Origin of the sequence: Sphingobacterium sp. ML3W (assembly GCF_000747525.1) — a bacterium.
Taxonomy (GTDB): Bacteria; Bacteroidota; Bacteroidia; order Sphingobacteriales; family Sphingobacteriaceae; genus Sphingobacterium.
The window spans coordinates 4,965,810-4,982,181 of record NZ_CP009278.1; the positions used below are offsets into that span (position 1 = coordinate 4,965,810).

Here is a 16,372-nt window from a genome sequence, read left to right on the forward strand (position 1 = left end):
AAAAACCAAATGAAATTTTTAAGCAGCATATTACTTTTAGTTTTCAGTATAACAATAGCTTATGGACAGGATTCGGCTGTTATAAAAGGCCATATCTCAAGACTCAACGACCATAACATTTCAATACAGTATAAAGAAGATGGAAAAAGGAAGAAAATCGTCGTACCCTGTACAGCTGGAGAGTTTGAAGTTACATTGTCCGTGGCACATGCCCTCGAGGTTAACATTTATCCGGAAAAGTATTTCGACAATGCGGTGCAGATCAAGGGGAGCAAGAGCTATCTGATAGCTCCCCCACTCTTATTATTTGTTGCACCCGGGGATGTTATAACCGTGGAGGGAGACGCCATGCAATTATGGACAGCAACCACCACCGGTGGACAGTTTAGCAAGCAGTTAGCGCAGTTCAATAAGTCTTTTGTTCCGCTTACCACTGCAATATTCAATTTGAGTTCCAAACAACAAAATTGGAAAAATCAAGATTTACAAGACTCAATAAAAAAGGTCAGGGAAGAAATAAGAGGGCTTGCTAGTGACAAAAAACGTATCGTTATGGATTATATTACCGCATATCCTGACAATCTTTTCTCTCTAAATTTATTTACACAGCGGATGGGCGGTTTATCTACCGATAAAGTCAACGACATTTACAATCAGTTTCCTGTAGATTTACAACAGTCTTTCTATGGAACTGCTGTAAAAGACTTTATGACCAAGAACGAGAATGCAGCACTGGGTAAGGAAATGATTCCATTTTCTGGAAAATCATTGACAGGAGAAGCTATCCATAGTTCGGATTTCCGAGGTAAATACCTACTGCTGGATTTTTGGGGGAGCTGGTGTCAGCCATGTCGTAAAAGCCATCCTCATCTGCTGGCACTATACAACAAATATAAATCCCAGGGATTTGAAATCGTAGGTATCGCTCAAGAGCGGGGATCCGATCCGATTAGTTCTTGGAAAAAAGCGATTAAGGAAGATGATATCAATTGGATACATCTATTGAATAACCAACAGAAGGAAAAACAGGATCTAGTATCAGAGTACCATGTTAGTGCTTTTCCAACTAAGATCTTAATCGATCCGACCGGAAAGATTATCTGGAAAGGGATAGGCAATGCTGGTAACGAATTGGATTCCAAACTCGCTGAACTTTTCGGTGAATAATGTTAACCTGCTTCAATAGCATTTTCAAAATCAACTCCATAATTAATTATAAAACATTGAGTTCTTTGGTATGACTTCCAAAGAACTCAATCAATTAATAGCAATTTCATTAAATGACACGAAATTACTCATTATTACAACAAAGCTTTTACTATAATTTTTCACTGAATAAGATACGCTCTTTATCTGAATCATGGATTATCCGCTGATTTGAGGTCCTAACTTTAAACAAGTAACACAGTGACGAGTAACGCAGTAACGATCAGTCTAACTTACTCACCAAATAACCTGACGAGTAACACAGTGACGATTAGTCTAACTTACTCACCTGATAACGCTAAAAAACGATGAACGTCCAGTAATAGGATTACCTAAGCCAGCTGACAAGGACAAAGGTGAGGGATAGAGGTTATCGGCATCATGGATTATCCACAGGCTTTAGGTTCTAACTTACTCACCTCATAACATGATAACCTTAAAAAAATGGTGAGCGTCCAGTAATAGGATTACCTAAGCCTGCTGATGGAGATGCAAGTGAGGGATAAGGTGATTACCGATGATAGTAAGGCAGATTGACCTATAACAGACATAGCCGAGTGGTCATCCAATCGGCTATGCATATTTTATGGTAATAAATTTTATTATAACTTTTCAATTTCAGCTAAAGAAAGACCTAAAATTTCACTAATCTCTTCTTTTCCGGTACCTCTAGCGAGCATTTTACGAGCAGACTCGCATGCTTGTTCATGAGCTTCTTCCAATAAGGTTTGAAGCTTCAATTCTAATGCATGTTTTTCAGCTGCAATCCTTTTCTTTTCAGCGGCAATCTTAGCGCGCTCTTCGAGCCCTTTCTCAATTCCAGCAGCTAATCCTGCAGACATTCCAGCTTCTCTTTCTTGTTTTTTAATTATTTCTATTACTCCCATGTTGATAGCGCCTCCAGACACTTCGTAAATATATGAATCAAAATTAGTGTTTATTGTTTCATCTTGTATAAAGATAAAGCTTTTTAAGAAAAATAAAAAATGCATAATCCGCTCTTTATCATATTTCTTAGTGCCCAAAAGTGCGCGAACGATCGTACTTCGATCTGCCGCCAACTCCTCTTGTGCAACCTTACCTTCTAGTAAGGCCTTTTGACAGGCTACAACAATATAAGCAAAGATATTGTCACAATCGAGAAGTTCGGTCGCCGAGTTGTCAAAAATTTGATACGACAGATACTTGAATGTATGGAGGTGTGTATCCCCAGCTCCAAATATTCGCAAGGCCTACGTTGCTTGCGATCGCCAGTAAAGACTGCAATGGTCTCTACAGGTACATCAAACTTATCACGTATACGATAGTGATATTGATAAATACGATGTGCGAAATCGGAACTATTACCGCCTTCAATCTCGGTATGCACCATAATCCACTTCTCCGTGCCATCTTTCAGGTAAACTTTCGCAAGTAAATCTGCGATACGCTTACCATCTGAACGCTCACGGTCAGGGATAATTTTAAATAGCTCCTTATTCTTAAAGGAGAATCCACGATCAAAATCAAAAATCTCTTTTGCATTGGGATACATAAACTGTAGAAAATCTTGAAAATTTTCCTCGAATACACCTTTCAGCAACTCATCGTTCTGCTTGCGTGGAAGGCCACCTAAATTTGTCTGTCCTGAATTCATAAATTCATGGTATTGGTTAGTTCTCTAAAGATGCAAAACTAATTAAATTAGCTTAAAATACTAAATTTTATATCAAACATGATTCACTACTTCGAATAGTTCATGATAAGTAGGCTTTGTTCTTTATCGGTATCATGGAATACCCGCAGACTTTAGGTTTAAACAAGTAACACAGTGACGAGTAACGATCAGTCTAACGTTTTAACCTAACAAGTAACACAGTGACGAGTAACGAAGTAACGATTAGTTTAACTTACTCACCTAACAACCTGATAAAATTAAAAAAATGGCGAACGTCCAGTAATAGGATTACCTAAGCCAGCTGATGGAGATGCAAGTAAGCGGGTAAAGCGCTTTGAGAATAAGTAGAATAGAGGAAAATTAAGTCTATAAAAAACGAAACCCGCTAATTTGAATATGAATTCAGGGACCAACGGGAATAAGGTAATACAAAGATACCTTAATTAACTGAAATATAAACAAGGGTAAATATTACCTGCATTAGATAAACGAGAGTAAATTTTCACTATTTTTACTCTTATAAAGAGTACACAAGTAAAACTTACCTTTAAGTTATGAGCACATTCGATGTCAAAAAACCTTATAATGCATTACCTCTATTACCACCAAATGTTGATATAGAAACTAAAATAGTTCTACGTAAAACAATTACTGCTGGTAGAGCTCTAGCACAATTAAATGGAACATTATTAAATTTACCAAATCCCACACTTTTTTTAGACACAATTTATCTGCAAGAAGCCAAAGCAAGTTCAGAAGTCGAAAAGATTATAACAACAAATGATCAATTATACAAATCATTTGTCTCTGACAAAAAGAACGAAGATCTAGCAACTAAAGAGGTTTTAAGCTATAAGGAGGCATTATGGCTTGGATTAGAAGAACACTCTACCTAAATAAAAAATTGATAACAATTCTTGAAGATAAAAAAGTACAGTAAGTCTTTGTGCGATGAGGAATATGTTGTTGCGCTTGAATCTTTGCGCGACAAATCCTCTGCCTACAAACTTTAGGGTCTAACCTACTCACTAAATAACCTATTAACTTTTACAAACGATGAGCGCCCAGTTATTGGCTTGTTACCGAAAGCAGCTGATGGAGATAAAGGTTAATGGGGCTTAAAACTTGAATTTGAAAAAAAGCAATGTTGTCGAATTAATAAGACAACAAAAAAGGGATCCTTACGAATCCCTTTATATCTTATATTTGGTTACATTTCAGAAATGAAAGAGGCTTGACCAAGTCTTGCAATGTAAATATAGTAATTAAGACAAATCAAATACATATCATATAAAATAAAGAAATTTGTTTATAATTGATATCCGTTGGATCTTCAAAATACTTTTTAACTTGGCGATTATTATTATTATCGGCAGGTTATTTTATGCACCGTACGAACCCAAGTTACAGGGTACCAACCTGGTATATATACTACCATGCATTGGTCTGCTGAGCAGTTACCTCTACCTCGCGGTTTGGTTTGGCTGGAAAAAAGGATTTAAAATATTATGCTATGTCGCTGGATATTTCTTATTTACAGGTTATTTTGCCTTGAGAGACTCCTTACCGAAGTGGCTTGATTACACCATAACAGTGGCAATACTCTCCTTAATAGGTTATGGTTGTTACCGCATCATTAAATTCCTGATCAACCTAGTGAAAAACCTAAAAATGAGATTTGAAGCTTACAGGATGCGCAATAAAAATAGAAGATAATCATGGACTGTCTACAGGACTTTGCTTCAAACTTTTAGAAAAGTAACTCAATAACGAGTAACGCAGTAATAATCAGTCTAACTTACTCACCTAATAACATTAAGAAATGGCGACCATCCTATAATAGTGCTATTACCTTAAGATAAAAGTGAGAGGTATGGAGTTGCTACATTTGAACAGACATAAAGTTAAGGGAAATTAATAACTTTAAACTAAGTACATGACAATTTTGTATAGTACAGAAATCCAATTTATTATATCCAGACAGGAGTGTTTCAGCGAGATAATCGAGTCCATATTTGAATACAGATTTTGCTTTTCTGCCGTGTTTCTTGATCGTTATCGGTTTTATTTCCCGATCAATGTAGTCTCCGATAAGATAGCACCAGATAAACGCCAACATAGTAAGCATCATTAATTTTTCAAGTCTGTCGAGTGCCGTTACATGTGTATCTTCGATATTGAACCCACTGGATTTCATTCCTTTGAAAAGGGTTTCGACTTGCCAACGTTCTTTGTAATACCTCAATGCTTCATCAGGCTTATTAAAAGAGACCAGTATAAGCAATTCGATCTTTCCTTGCGCACTAGATTTTGTGGCCGATAGATAGCAAAGTTCTCCGCCTAGCTGTACAATATGCTGATAATGTTGATATTGCTTAACCTTTATCGAATTGAACAGATAGGAAGCTTTGATAAAAGATTGTTTTCTTGGTAAGAAGACCTTAAAGTTATTACGTATCCTGATATGATAACGAATATTATTGAGGTTTAAGAAGTTGAGCCAGAGATCTCCCACAAACTCCCTGTCGGCCAATAGGCAATCAATCTGATCCAGGCCAAACCAATCGATGAAGTTCTGCATCAGATCGATCCGTTCCTGTGTGTTGGAGTTTCCTCTTTTGTCAAGCATCTTAAATAGAAGGGGAATAGCCACACCTTTGTATATCACGCCCAACATCAAGATATTGATATTACTGCTCCCGAACTTCCAATTTGTTCGGTCCATGACCAATATTAGCTTTCCTTTTACAGGTAGCATACTGAATATCAAAGAACTGATAAGCTTCATCGGCAATTCTGCCTCCGCCATAAAGCGCTGTATGCGCCGCATGCAGCTCGAGGCTAGGCTTGCAGAGTCAAATCCTGCAGACACTTTCACAAAGTTCACAGACTTTGTTTTGCATAGCGCTGTTACGAATAGGCAAACAAGTCGGATCCTGGCTAGGTGAAGATCTTTGCTCATATGAGCTTTAAATAGTGTCAATAAGTCTGTATCTTTAGCCCTAAGGCTGGAGTTCTTTTTTAAAGGCATTACCTGAATAATAATCCTTTAATTTACTGAATTTCAGCCTTTTAACCAAATTAACAGGAGATTATTTTATTGGTTTTTAGATACTTGTGAGTTTTGTCATGTACTAAAAACTTTAAAACATGTCAAGAGAGAGAAAAGTGTACACCAAGGAATTCAAGCTAATGAGCGTTGAATTGAGTAATACCAGAAATGATTTGACAGCTCTGTCCAAAGAATTGGATATCACACCCTCGTTGCTTTATCGGTGGCGTAAGGAGTATTCGAGTAAACCAGATACTAGTTTCCCTGGTAATGGGAAAGTAATATTGACAGAAGCTGAGCAGGAAGTAGCTAGGCTAAAGAAAGAACTACGTGAAACGCAGATGGAGCGTGACATCTTAAAAAAGGCTGTCAGCATCTTCTCCAAGAGCTATGGCAAATATTCGGGTTCATAAAGAATCACAGTAGAATATTTTCTATCGGGAAGATGTGTTCGGTATTTAATGTAAGCAGAGGCGGTTATTATACCTGGTTGAAGCGTGTTCCTTCACGCCGTAGTATAGAAAACCAAATGCTTGAGCAAGAAATACTGGAAGCTTTTCAGAACAGCAAATACAGATATGGAAGTCCCCGAATTACCAGGGCTTTGAACAAAAAAAGGATTAAAGTGTCTAGACCCCGTGTGGCCAAGATAATGAAGAGAAATCATTTACGAAGTATTGTAAAGAAAAAGTTCAAGGTTACGACAGACTCTAGTCATAAGTTTACGGTGCCTGCAAACAAGTTGGACCGGAATTTCAAACCAGATACGTTAGGAGCTGCCTGGGTATCGGATATAACATATATAAGAACAAAACAAGGGTGGTTATACCTGACAACAGTTATAGATCTTGGTGACAGAAAAGTAATCGGTTGGGCACTGAGCGCAACTGGAAGTGCTACATTTGAGTGGACATCAAGTTAAGTGAATTTGGTAACTTAACAGAAATTATGTCACAAGAAAGAAAAACCTATCCAAAAGAGTTCAAGTTAATGAGTGTTGAACTGAGTAATACCCGTACAGACCTGAGTGCCCTTGCGAAAGAACTAGATATTAGTCCAGCGATGTTGTATCGCTGTGGGAAAGTCATACTCAGCGCAGCGGAGCAAGAGCTTTCTTTATTGAAGAAGGAATTGCGTGAAACACAGATGGAGCACGGTATCTTAAACTATCTCGATACGGGATATACGGGGGGATGTGGGACGTCTCAAAAAAGGTTATCAGCATTTTCTGCAAGGGAGACAACAAATATTCGGGTTCATAAAGGATCACTGCAGAATATTTTTAGTTGTGAAGATGTGTTCAGTATTAAAAGTGAGTAGGGCTGGATTTTACAAGTGGACGGTCAGCAGTCCATCAAACAGAAGTGTTGAAAATCAGATGATTGAAGCCGAGATTTTTACAAGCCTTTGAGAATAGTAAAAAGAAATATGGCAGTCCCAGGATTACCTTGGAACTGCATAAAAAAGCTATTAGCGTATCCCGACCGAGAGTTACAAGAATCATGAAGAAAGCAAAATTGAGAAGCATTGAGAAGTATAGTGAAGAAAAAATTTAAAGTTACTACAGATTCAAGCTGTAAATTTCCTGTACCAGAAAATGTACTGGAACGCGATTTTAAGCCTGGAATATTGGGTGCTGTCTGGGTGTCCGATATTACTTACATTAGAACCAGGCAAGCTGTATTTAACAACGTTGATTGATCTAGGTGATAGAAAAATCATTGGCTGGGCAAAGCAAACGACACCGTGCTTCCTGCTTTCAAAATGGCGCAAGCAAGACGACCAGTCACTCAGCAGCTCATTTTTCATTTTGATCGTGGGGTCCAGTATGCCTGTAATAAATTTCGATGGGAACTGGAGAAAAATCCTTTGATCATCAGAAGCATGAGCCGAAAAGGTAATTGCTGGGACAACGGTGTGCCACGAAGACTTACGATCGTCAGTTAAAGACAATTGACAAAGTCATACTGCACTAAAGATGAGGGTCGGTCCCTCGAAATCTGAGTACAGGCTCTGGTTTCAAACCACCACGAGCTGCCAAGTTCAAAAGGCTTGGTGATGAGCGTCGTTGGAAAAGGCATACTAGTTAAAATGTCAGGTAAGAATTAAGAAGATAAGCAATTACAGTTTGTAGAAAGAAATCTGAAAGACCGCCTGGCCACATGTAAATTGGAGCTATGCTCGGAAAAGACAAAAATTGTCTATTGCAAGGATTCAAATCAGCCAGAAACCTATAATACCTATAGTTTTGACTTTTTAGGCTTCACATTTAGGCCAAGAAGCCGTCGCTGTAAAAATGGAAGTTTTTTCGTGAGTTTTTCTCCAGCCGTTTCTCAAAAGAAATTAACTTTAATGCGGACGAAGCTAAAGAACCATCCTGTAATTAAAGGGTGCTATAGTGTTAGTTTAGAGGAATATGCGAAAAATATCAATCCAGTCATTCAAGGTTGGATAAACTATTATGGAAAATTCAGAAAGTCGTCATTAAATTCTTTTATCGGTATATCAATGATAAGCTGACAAATTGGTTAATGAGGAAGTACAAATCTTTACAAAGACGTGTTACTGGTGCTGGGAAGTTTTTTTAAGACAACTGTATCTTAAAGACCCAAGATTATTTGCTCATTGGAAACATTTTAAATGGGTGACTGAATAACAAGAGCCGTATGAGTCGAGAGGCTCACATACGGTTCTGTGAGAGATTTAGGGGTGAGACTCCCCTTTATCTACTCGACCAGTAGCTGAGAGCTTCTTTAAAACACTTAAAGCCGAATGTGTCTATCAACACAAGTTCATCGACAAAGAGCACGCAGTACGCATTGTATTCGAGCATATTGAAACTTGGTACAATCGTAAAAGGCTACATTCTGCACTTGGATACGTATCCCCAGAGGAATTCGGAAGAAATTTAAACAAACAAAATATTGCAGCTTAACCGAATGTCTACTTTATTGTTGCAATTCCAACTTGGACATATACCTGACAAAGTAAAATTTAATTTCTGTACCTGATATTGGGCTGGCATCTTATAAATTGGTTCTACTTTTTCAAGACAGGTTACGGTACCACATTCGACACAACTGAAATGTGCATGATTATGATGAAGATGGTCCTTACAATTACGACAGTCTGCAAATTTAAGATGCCCATCTATATTGATAAATTTATGGATATGTCCCTCTTCTTCAAGCCGCTCCAATACTCTGTAAATAGTAACCCTATTACATAACCCCACCAAGCTCTTTTCTATTTCCGAATGGGATAAAGCAACCGATGCATTGCTTATAAGATTGAATATTTCTGTTTTTGCAAGTGTATTTTTCATAATTTTTATACTTTATCTAACGCAACTTTGTTGCCTTAGATTTTTTTCGTATGTTTGCAACTATGTTGCAATAAAAGCGCGAATAATATATGATTCCTCAAGCATTTGAGTATTGGAAAAACCACATAATAATTGATTCCAACATTAACCTGATCAAATAATCTGCATGGATAAGATTTGGCGTATATAGCGATCTGGGAAATCTGGAAACACAAAAATTCGCTAACTTCCATGGGATCCAATACCTTCAGAACGTCATTCATTGGTTAAAAAAACTTGTGATAGTATCTAGGCAGGGGTCAGAAATAATGGACGGTTGATCGCTACTGATATATGCTGCACAATAGGAGGCAATTGTACCCATAAGAAGAATAAAAATACAAACGATAAAATCTCAAAAGAATTATATAAATGCAAGGACAATCATTAATACCAAAAAGCGAACAGTTTGTTGGCAATAGGAAACTACCCGTTACAGTTTTAAGTGGTTTTCTTGGTGCAGGTAAAACTACGCTGCTTAACCATATTCTACATAACAAAGATGGACTAAAGGTCGCTGTCATAGTCAATGACATGAGTGAGGTAAACGTTGACGTAAGATTGGTGGAAAACGAAAACACATTATCTCGTACGGAAGAGAAATTAGTGGAAATGAGTAATGGTTGCATCTGCTGTACGCTTCGTGAAGATTTGATGGTTGAAGTGGAAAAACTGGCAGAAGAAGGGCGGTTCGATTACCTTTTAATTGAAAGTACGGGTATCAGTGAGCCAATCCCTATAGCCCAGACATTTTCGTACGTCGATGAAGAAAATGGCATAGACTTGTCTCGCTTCTCCTATATAGATACGATGGTAACCGTGGTGGATTGTTTCAACTTTTTTAAAGATTTTGGAACAAATCAATTATTACAGGATCGTGATCTCACAGATATAGAAGGTGATTACCGAACCATTGTCAACTTGCTCATCGATCAGATTGAATTTGCCAATGTCATTATCCTGAATAAAACAGATTTGGTTGATAAGGATACTTTAGGTGTTTTAAAAGCATCTATTCGTAAATTAAATCCTGAAGCAAAACTCATTAACTCAGAATTTAGTAAAGTAGATCCGAAAGAAATTTTGAATACAAAATTATTCAACTTTGAAGATGCTCAAACATCAGCTGGCTGGCAGAAAGAATTGGAAGCAGAAAGTCATACACCCGAAACTGAAGAATACGGTATTACTTCCTTTGTATTTCGCAATCAGAAACCTTTTCACCCTGAACGCTTTTGGAGTTACCTCAATACAGATTACCCGAATGGAATTATCCGGGCAAAGGGTCTGTTTTGGCTGGCGTCACGCCCAAATAACGCACTAAACTTCTCACAATCAGGAGGTTCTTCCCGACTAGAAAGTGCTGGTGTATGGTGGTGTAGCATGCCTTATTCTGAAAGAATAAATTATACGCCGTTTTTGGAGAACGAAGACATAATAGAAGAGCGCTGGAGTAAACAATGGGGCGACCGCCTGAATGAATTGGTTTTCATCGGGCAGCATATTGACAAAGAAACGGTAATTGTCGATCTCGAGAAATGCTTGCTACAGATCGACGAACAATATTTGTTTGATGAGAACTTTAAGTTTGAAGATCCATTTCCAAAGGATATTTAATAATGAAATACAAATTAACAAAGCATACTACATAAGTGTAAAACATAGGAGTACTGAAACTAGATGAAAATATTAAGCAGCATATTAACTTTTATTTTAATAGCAATCCCAACTTGGGTTTTAGCACAGAATATAGAAATTAAAGGAAAAGTAACAGATTCCGAAAATATTGCTTTACCCGGAGTTAACATTCAGGTAAAAGGAACAGATGCAGGAACCCTCTCCGATTTGGAAGGCAACTATTCCGTTAATACTCTAAAAGGAGCCGTACTTATTTTTTTACTTGTTGGTATGGCAACACAGGAAAAAGAAGTGAGCGAATCAGCAATTCTGAATGTGTCCCTGAAAGATGATGCGACTGAATTAGAAGAAGTTACCATTACATTAAAAAAGCCAGTTATTGTGGCTGATAAAGGAAAATTAACCTTTAATGTTTCTAATAATGCTGCAAATAGTGGTGTTTCCGCATTCGATTTGTTGAAAAAAATTCCTGGAATAGGAGTCAGTCAGAACGATGACATTTCACTGCGAGGTTCTGGTGTTAATGTCATGATAGACGGTAAGATGAGTTTCATTTCTGGCAATCAACTCGGCATTTATCTCAAAGGTTTAAATGCGGATGATATCAGAAAAATCGAATTGATAACTAATCCTTCCGCAGCATTTGATGCTTCAGGAAATACTGGCCTTATTAACATTGTAACCAAAAAAAATAAAAGTAAAGGTTATGCACTTAGTTTACGCAGTGGTATTTCCAAAGGTACTTTTTGGATGAATAATCAAAATATATCAGCAAGTATCAATGAAGAAAAATGGAGTGTTTATGGTTCATTTGATTACAATACACCACATCGAGAAAGAAATAGCACAAGTGGCAACAGCATAATTGAAAATGGAGAACGTATTAATTTGGAAAGAAGCAACACTATCCCTTTCCAAATATATTATTATACCTATAAAGTAGGTGGTAATTGGAACTTCTCACCTAGGCACACCTTGGGAATGCACTATCATGGATATCTTGATGATTTCTCTGGAACAAAAACTTCAGATATTTTAAAGAAAAAAGAAGATGGTACATTGCTTTCAAAAGTATATTCTACTTATGAATTAAAAGAACCCTATCATTATGATGCCTATAATTTAGATTATCAGTTTCTCATCGATTCAATGGGAAAAAAAATAACTGCTGATGCCCGATATATTTCTTATAGAAATTACTCTGATGCAGTGATGATTGGAACGCATACAGGAGCAAATGGAAACACACTTTTTATCAATAATATCCGTACCCATCAACCAGGGTCTATTAAAATAAAATCAGCTCAGATAGATGCAGAATTGCCTTTTGAAGGAATTAACATGAAAACAGGATTAAAGTTTGCTGAAGTGACCAATGACAATAATTTTCATTCAGAAGAGTTGATCAATGGCGAGTATTTACCAATTCCTTCAATGAACGATCATTTCAAATACAAAGAACAAATAAGTGCTGTTTATGGTTCAGCCTCAAAATCTTTTGGTAAAACGTCTATTGATCTTGGTTTAAGAGTTGAACACACTTCATCAAATTCCAGTTTAATTGATACCCAATTTAATCGGAAGAATGAATATACTCGATTTTTCCCTAATTTATCGGTCGGTCATCAATTTGAAAATGACAACAAACTTAACGTATCTATAAGTAGAAGGATTAATCGTCCTGCCTATTCTGAGTTGAATCCCGTAAGATGGTATAATGACGAATATTTTTATTTTGATGGGAATCCCGATTTAGTCCCAGAGATGGCTTGGTTGTCATCGGCTTCTTATGTGATAGCAAATAAATATATTTTTACGGCGGAATATGGTAAACGAAGCAATTACATTTCTCGCAGCCTTTCTTACGATCCCAATGGCGTAACCATACGGTCGCAAAGTACCAACTTTGAAAATTTTGAAAGATTGGACCTCACTGTAATAACACCGTTGAAAGTAATTACTAATTGGGACATTCAATTGATGACGGGTGCAAATTATACAAAATATCCAATTTCAGAATCTGGTGTTGAAAATAATATTAAAAGATGGGCAGCCTTAGTATCTCTACAGCAACAAATAAAATTTCTGAAACATTATTCGGCAGACATTTCACTTAAATACACCTCTCAGGAGCTTAGAGGTGTCTACCTAACGAATGATATCTTTTTTATGGATTTTGGCGTTAAGCGTTCGTTTTTTAATAATAAGCTAGACGTAGCTATTTCCCTTAATGATGCTTTTAATACGTATCGGGAAAAGGGATATTCAAAAAGTCACCTCACAAATTATCATTATAATGATAAACCTGATTCAAGACGGTTCGGGATAACGTTGAGGTATAATTTTGGGGGAGATCTGATCAATAACAACAAAAAGAAAAGTGAAGAACAAGAGAGACTTTAAAACGAATTGAAAACAAGAAATAAATATGACCAAATACAAGATTAACACAGATCCTGGGCTTTTAGATGATGCCAGAGGGAATTTTGAACATAGAATAATTGGGAATTGTCCCTTTAAGAAAATACTATATGGACTGGGCATCGCTGTGCTGTGCAGTAATGCAGTGCATGCCCAACAGGTGCAGAAAGATACCCTAACCACTTTGGACGAAGTAGTAATATTAGCACCGCTAAACAGGTCGTACGAAGTCAATGTCGGTGCTTTTGGAGCCAAGCATGTGATGGAAGTGCCGCTTTCCATTCAGAGCTATGGAGCAAGGCGTATTCGTGAGATGTCCGCACGGACGGTTCGTGACGTGCTGATCGCTGATCCTTCAGTACAGAGTTCCTCTTATGGAGGTGGTTTTGATAACTTTCGTTTGCGCGGTTTTGCGATGGATAACTTTAATACCATCCGCCGTGATGGGCTTGCACTTGCGCCCCATTATGATGTACCATTGGAACTGGTAGAACGGGTTGACGTACTCAAAGGCCCGTCTGGATTCCTGTACGGATTTAATTCCCCCGGAGGCACCATCAACTATATTCCCAAGCGGCCTAACCTTGAACCCTACACCAGTCTTACACTTCAGGGCTCTTCTTTGGGAGGATATTATGCTGCCTTGGACCAGAGCATGGTGTTAATGAAAGGTAAGATCGGTTACCGTCTTAATACAGGCTATGAGAAAGTCGGTAATTTCAACCATATGGGGGATCTGGAACGGAAGTTTGTCGGGCTGGCTACTGACTTGCGCATCAGTAAACGTGCCTTGCTACAATTGAATGCAGATTGGGTGTCTAAAAGTGCCATGTCCGATCCCTTATTACGTGCCGACCAAAGTGGTCGCACCGATTTGCTCGATCCTTCCACCTATATTCTTCCTCCAAAGGTAGACCGTAGGGATGCACTCTCGCCATCCTGGTATAAACATAAGACTCAAGCGTTTAACATAGAAGCCAAGTTCAATTATACCCTGAATGAGCGCTGGACTTCCATTACACAGGCAAACTACTCCCAGGTGACCCGTCATGGCGGTTATGTGGATCTGTTCAATATCCAACCCAATGGCGATATAGGCTATGCTGATTTGTACCAGTCCCGTGGTGAAGTATTCAGTACCTGGTCGATACAAAGTTATCTGGCAGGAAAGTTCTCCACCGCAGCGGTATCCCATGATCTGTTCACTGGCGTATCCCACCGGCAGTTCAAGGATAAAAGCCCTTTCTGGGATTTTGTGGAAAGTGCTGATGGCATCACAGTTAGTGATATATCTGTGGGTAATATCCTGAACCCGGTACAGCCTGACCGTTGGGATTTCGGTGTTGAAAAAGAAATTGATTTCAAATCCAGTATCCAGGAAAGTTCAGTTTTCGCAAGTGACCTGATTACATTGAACAAAAAGTTTCAGGTATTATTGGGCGGACGGTACATCTGGTACAAGGCCCGTAACTTGTCGACCGACGCCTTACCGCAGGATAGAAACGTATTTGTTCCTACCGGAGCCTTCATTTACCGCCCGCTCGGCAGCATGATGACCTATCTAAGTTATTCCCGAGGATTTGAAAAAGGTGAAAATGCCCCCTTTAATGCCAACAATGCAAACCAGCCTACCGATGCCATTGAATCCGTACAGTATGAATTGGGACTGAAGCTAGACCTCAATAAAAGCATTAACATGGGTATTGCCCTGTTCGATGTGAGGCGAGATGCTACCTATCTCAACACGGCCAATGATTTTGTCAGCGACGGGAGGTTCCACCACCGTGGAATTGAACTTAATGCTGCTGCCAGAGCGATTCGTAATCTGACGCTGCTAGGCAATATTGCCTATTTGGATACCGAACTTAAAGACGTGACCGATGAGGCTACAAGCGGTAAACGTACCGAAGGGACGCCACGTTGGAAAGGTACGTTTGGAGCACGCTACGCATTCACGAGTTTACCAAAACTTTCATTGGATGCGAACCTGAACCATACGGGAAGTCGTCCCGTAGACGCTCAGAACAGTGGTTTTATTCCAAGTTATACACTCCTGGATGCAGGGGTCAGCTACAATACCAAATTCGGTAAAACAACTACTTTATTGCGCTTACATGCCAGAAACCTAACCAATGAATATTATTATGCTGGGGTCTATTACAGCGGTGGTCTGGAGGTTGGACGTAGCCGAGAGGTTTTCTTGTCGGCACAGTTCAAATTTTGATTGCTGAACGGGAAAAATAATGGATAGAGAAAGTAAACCTATTGAATCGTTAATTGATTACAGCTTTAAACCTATTAACACAATCACTTGCACTAAAAAAATAAAAATATGATAACGATAGAAAATACAAAGAAGTCTTTCAAAGGCAAAATGGCGGTTCAGGGGCTTTCATTATCCGTGAAAGAGGGTCAGATATACGGCTTGCTTGGACCGAACGGGGCAGGAAAATCGACTACCCTGAATATGCTGCTTGGATTTTTGCAGCCCGATAGTGGCACTACACACATCAATGGAATAGATGTTGGGCAAAATGCAACTGAAAGCCGAAAACAGATCGGTTACATTCCCGAAAATGTCAATCTGTACCCGTATCTCTCAGGAATGGAGAACCTGGATTATTTCTGCAAACTTTCAGGCTTAACCTATAGCAATGACGAACTTTCTGGTTTTTTATCAGATTGTGGACTTCAGCCAGAAGCCCATCATAAGCGGACAGAAACTTACTCCAAAGGTATGCGCCAGAAAGTAGGGATTGCTATTGCTTACGCAAAAAAAGCTAAAGTATATCTGTTGGACGAACCAGCGAGCGGCCTAGATCCTATGGCAAGTAATGAGCTGTCGGCTATCCTAAAAAAACTTGCAGATGACGGTGCGGCAGTCCTGATGGCTTCACATGATATTTTCAGGGTTAGGGAAACTTGCCATAAAATCGGGATCCTAAAAAATGGCATCCTAGTGAAGGAACTTGAAACTAAAACCGTTACTGCTGAAGAACTGGAGCAGATCTACCTTGATTATATGAACAATTAA

General features: G+C 38.5%; 16 protein-coding genes and 1 pseudogene. 13 read left to right on the forward strand and 4 right to left on the reverse strand.

The window, feature by feature from the left end; all coding sequences use genetic code 11:
- The first annotated feature begins 9 nt into the window (after positions 1-9).
- On the forward strand, positions 10-1,167 hold the full coding sequence (locus KO02_RS23060) for a TlpA family protein disulfide reductase (protein WP_051960173.1): 1,158 nt from the start codon (positions 10-12) through the stop codon (positions 1,165-1,167).
- 641 nt (positions 1,168-1,808) lie between these two features.
- On the opposite strand, the gene KO02_RS21045 is transcribed toward KO02_RS23060, so the two are convergent.
- A complete protein-coding gene (locus KO02_RS21045; RefSeq protein WP_038701473.1) occupies positions 1,809-2,198 on the reverse strand; it encodes a hypothetical protein in 390 nt (129 codons plus the stop codon).
- 113 nt (positions 2,199-2,311) lie between these two features.
- Positions 2,312-2,842, reverse strand: coding sequence for a hypothetical protein (locus tag KO02_RS21050; protein ID WP_038701475.1), 531 nt, complete (start codon positions 2,840-2,842; stop codon positions 2,312-2,314).
- 575 nt (positions 2,843-3,417) lie between these two features.
- Between KO02_RS21050 and KO02_RS21055 the strand changes: the two genes are divergently transcribed.
- Both KO02_RS21055 and KO02_RS23675 read left to right on the forward strand, forming a co-directional pair.
- Complete coding sequence (locus KO02_RS21055) at positions 3,418-3,759, forward strand: Fic/DOC family N-terminal domain-containing protein (RefSeq protein WP_038701477.1); 342 nt, start codon at positions 3,418-3,420, stop codon at positions 3,757-3,759.
- A 409-nt stretch (positions 3,760-4,168) separates the two neighbouring features.
- Positions 4,169-4,579: a hypothetical protein gene (locus KO02_RS23675; RefSeq protein ID WP_158500329.1), complete on the forward strand. Its 411-nt coding sequence runs from the start codon at positions 4,169-4,171 to the stop codon at positions 4,577-4,579.
- 166 nt (positions 4,580-4,745) lie between these two features.
- Here KO02_RS23675 and KO02_RS21060 read toward each other — a convergent pair whose 3' ends face one another.
- Entirely contained in the window at positions 4,746-5,894 is a 1,149-nt protein-coding gene (locus tag KO02_RS21060) for an IS4 family transposase (RefSeq protein ID WP_200878581.1), read from the reverse strand.
- Positions 5,895-6,013: 119 nt separating this feature from the next.
- Between KO02_RS21060 and KO02_RS21065 the strand changes: the two genes are divergently transcribed.
- From KO02_RS21065 to KO02_RS24435, 6 genes and pseudogenes are all read left to right on the forward strand, one after another.
- Positions 6,014-6,328 carry a transposase gene (locus KO02_RS21065; RefSeq protein WP_038701479.1) on the forward strand — a complete coding sequence of 105 codons (315 nt, stop codon included), beginning with the start codon at positions 6,014-6,016 and terminating at the stop codon, positions 6,326-6,328.
- Positions 6,325-6,837 carry an IS3 family transposase gene (locus tag KO02_RS21070; RefSeq protein WP_235212404.1) on the forward strand — a complete coding sequence of 171 codons (513 nt, stop codon included), beginning with the start codon at positions 6,325-6,327 and terminating at the stop codon, positions 6,835-6,837. The genes KO02_RS21065 and KO02_RS21070 overlap by 4 nt, the downstream gene beginning before the upstream one ends.
- A gap of 26 nt (positions 6,838-6,863) precedes the next feature.
- On the forward strand, positions 6,864-7,235 hold the full coding sequence (locus KO02_RS23065; protein WP_051960177.1) for a transposase: 372 nt from the start codon (positions 6,864-6,866) through the stop codon (positions 7,233-7,235).
- Positions 7,236-7,363: 128 nt separating this feature from the next.
- Positions 7,364-7,471 (forward strand): hypothetical protein, encoded by a 108-nt coding sequence (locus KO02_RS24425; RefSeq protein ID WP_410528219.1) that lies wholly within the window; start codon positions 7,364-7,366, stop codon positions 7,469-7,471.
- A gap of 796 nt (positions 7,472-8,267) precedes the next feature.
- Complete coding sequence (locus KO02_RS24430) at positions 8,268-8,435, forward strand: group II intron maturase-specific domain-containing protein (RefSeq protein WP_081918453.1); 168 nt, start codon at positions 8,268-8,270, stop codon at positions 8,433-8,435.
- 217 nt (positions 8,436-8,652) lie between these two features.
- Positions 8,653-8,850, forward strand: a pseudogene (locus KO02_RS24435) (IS3 family transposase); the annotation flags it as partial.
- On the opposite strand, the gene KO02_RS21085 reads toward KO02_RS24435, so the two are convergent.
- Entirely contained in the window at positions 8,824-9,240 is a 417-nt protein-coding gene (locus KO02_RS21085; RefSeq protein WP_081918454.1) for a Fur family transcriptional regulator, read from the reverse strand. The pseudogene KO02_RS24435 and the gene KO02_RS21085 overlap by 27 nt on opposite strands.
- Before the next feature lie 411 nt (positions 9,241-9,651).
- Here KO02_RS21085 and KO02_RS21090 point away from each other — a divergent pair, with 411 nt between their 5' ends.
- The 4 genes from KO02_RS21090 to KO02_RS21105 all read left to right on the forward strand — a co-directional run bounded on the left by KO02_RS21090 (position 9,652) and on the right by KO02_RS21105 (position 16,372).
- Complete coding sequence (locus KO02_RS21090) at positions 9,652-10,896, forward strand: GTP-binding protein (RefSeq protein WP_051960181.1); 1,245 nt, start codon at positions 9,652-9,654, stop codon at positions 10,894-10,896.
- A gap of 63 nt (positions 10,897-10,959) precedes the next feature.
- A complete protein-coding gene (locus tag KO02_RS21095; RefSeq protein ID WP_038701481.1) occupies positions 10,960-13,320 on the forward strand; it encodes an outer membrane beta-barrel family protein in 2,361 nt (786 codons plus the stop codon).
- Positions 13,321-13,345: 25 nt separating this feature from the next.
- Positions 13,346-15,562 carry a TonB-dependent receptor gene (locus KO02_RS21100; protein ID WP_051960184.1) on the forward strand — a complete coding sequence of 739 codons (2,217 nt, stop codon included), beginning with the start codon at positions 13,346-13,348 and terminating at the stop codon, positions 15,560-15,562.
- Between the two features lie 108 nt (positions 15,563-15,670).
- Positions 15,671-16,372 carry an ABC transporter ATP-binding protein gene (locus KO02_RS21105; protein ID WP_038701483.1) on the forward strand — a complete coding sequence of 234 codons (702 nt, stop codon included), beginning with the start codon at positions 15,671-15,673 and terminating at the stop codon, positions 16,370-16,372.

Coding starts and splice junctions, on each gene's coding strand:
- KO02_RS24430 (WP_081918453.1), top strand. CDS start 8,268: ATGCGGACGAAGCTAAAGAACCATCCTGTAATTAAAGGGTGCTATAGT.
- KO02_RS21085 (WP_081918454.1), bottom strand. CDS start 9,240: ATGAAAAATACACTTGCAAAAACAGAAATATTCAATCTTATAAGCAAT.
- KO02_RS23065 (WP_051960177.1), top strand. CDS start 6,864: ATGTCACAAGAAAGAAAAACCTATCCAAAAGAGTTCAAGTTAATGAGT.
- KO02_RS21050 (WP_038701475.1), bottom strand. CDS start 2,842: ATGAATTCAGGACAGACAAATTTAGGTGGCCTTCCACGCAAGCAGAAC.
- KO02_RS21065 (WP_038701479.1), top strand. CDS start 6,014: ATGTCAAGAGAGAGAAAAGTGTACACCAAGGAATTCAAGCTAATGAGC.
- KO02_RS21060 (WP_200878581.1), bottom strand. CDS start 5,894: ATGCCTTTAAAAAAGAACTCCAGCCTTAGGGCTAAAGATACAGACTTA.
- KO02_RS21055 (WP_038701477.1), top strand. CDS start 3,418: ATGAGCACATTCGATGTCAAAAAACCTTATAATGCATTACCTCTATTA.
- KO02_RS21095 (WP_038701481.1), top strand. CDS start 10,960: ATGAAAATATTAAGCAGCATATTAACTTTTATTTTAATAGCAATCCCA.
- KO02_RS21100 (WP_051960184.1), top strand. CDS start 13,346: ATGACCAAATACAAGATTAACACAGATCCTGGGCTTTTAGATGATGCC.
- KO02_RS21090 (WP_051960181.1), top strand. CDS start 9,652: ATGCAAGGACAATCATTAATACCAAAAAGCGAACAGTTTGTTGGCAAT.
- KO02_RS21105 (WP_038701483.1), top strand. CDS start 15,671: ATGATAACGATAGAAAATACAAAGAAGTCTTTCAAAGGCAAAATGGCG.
- KO02_RS23060 (WP_051960173.1), top strand. CDS start 10: ATGAAATTTTTAAGCAGCATATTACTTTTAGTTTTCAGTATAACAATA.
- KO02_RS21045 (WP_038701473.1), bottom strand. CDS start 2,198: ATGCATTTTTTATTTTTCTTAAAAAGCTTTATCTTTATACAAGATGAA.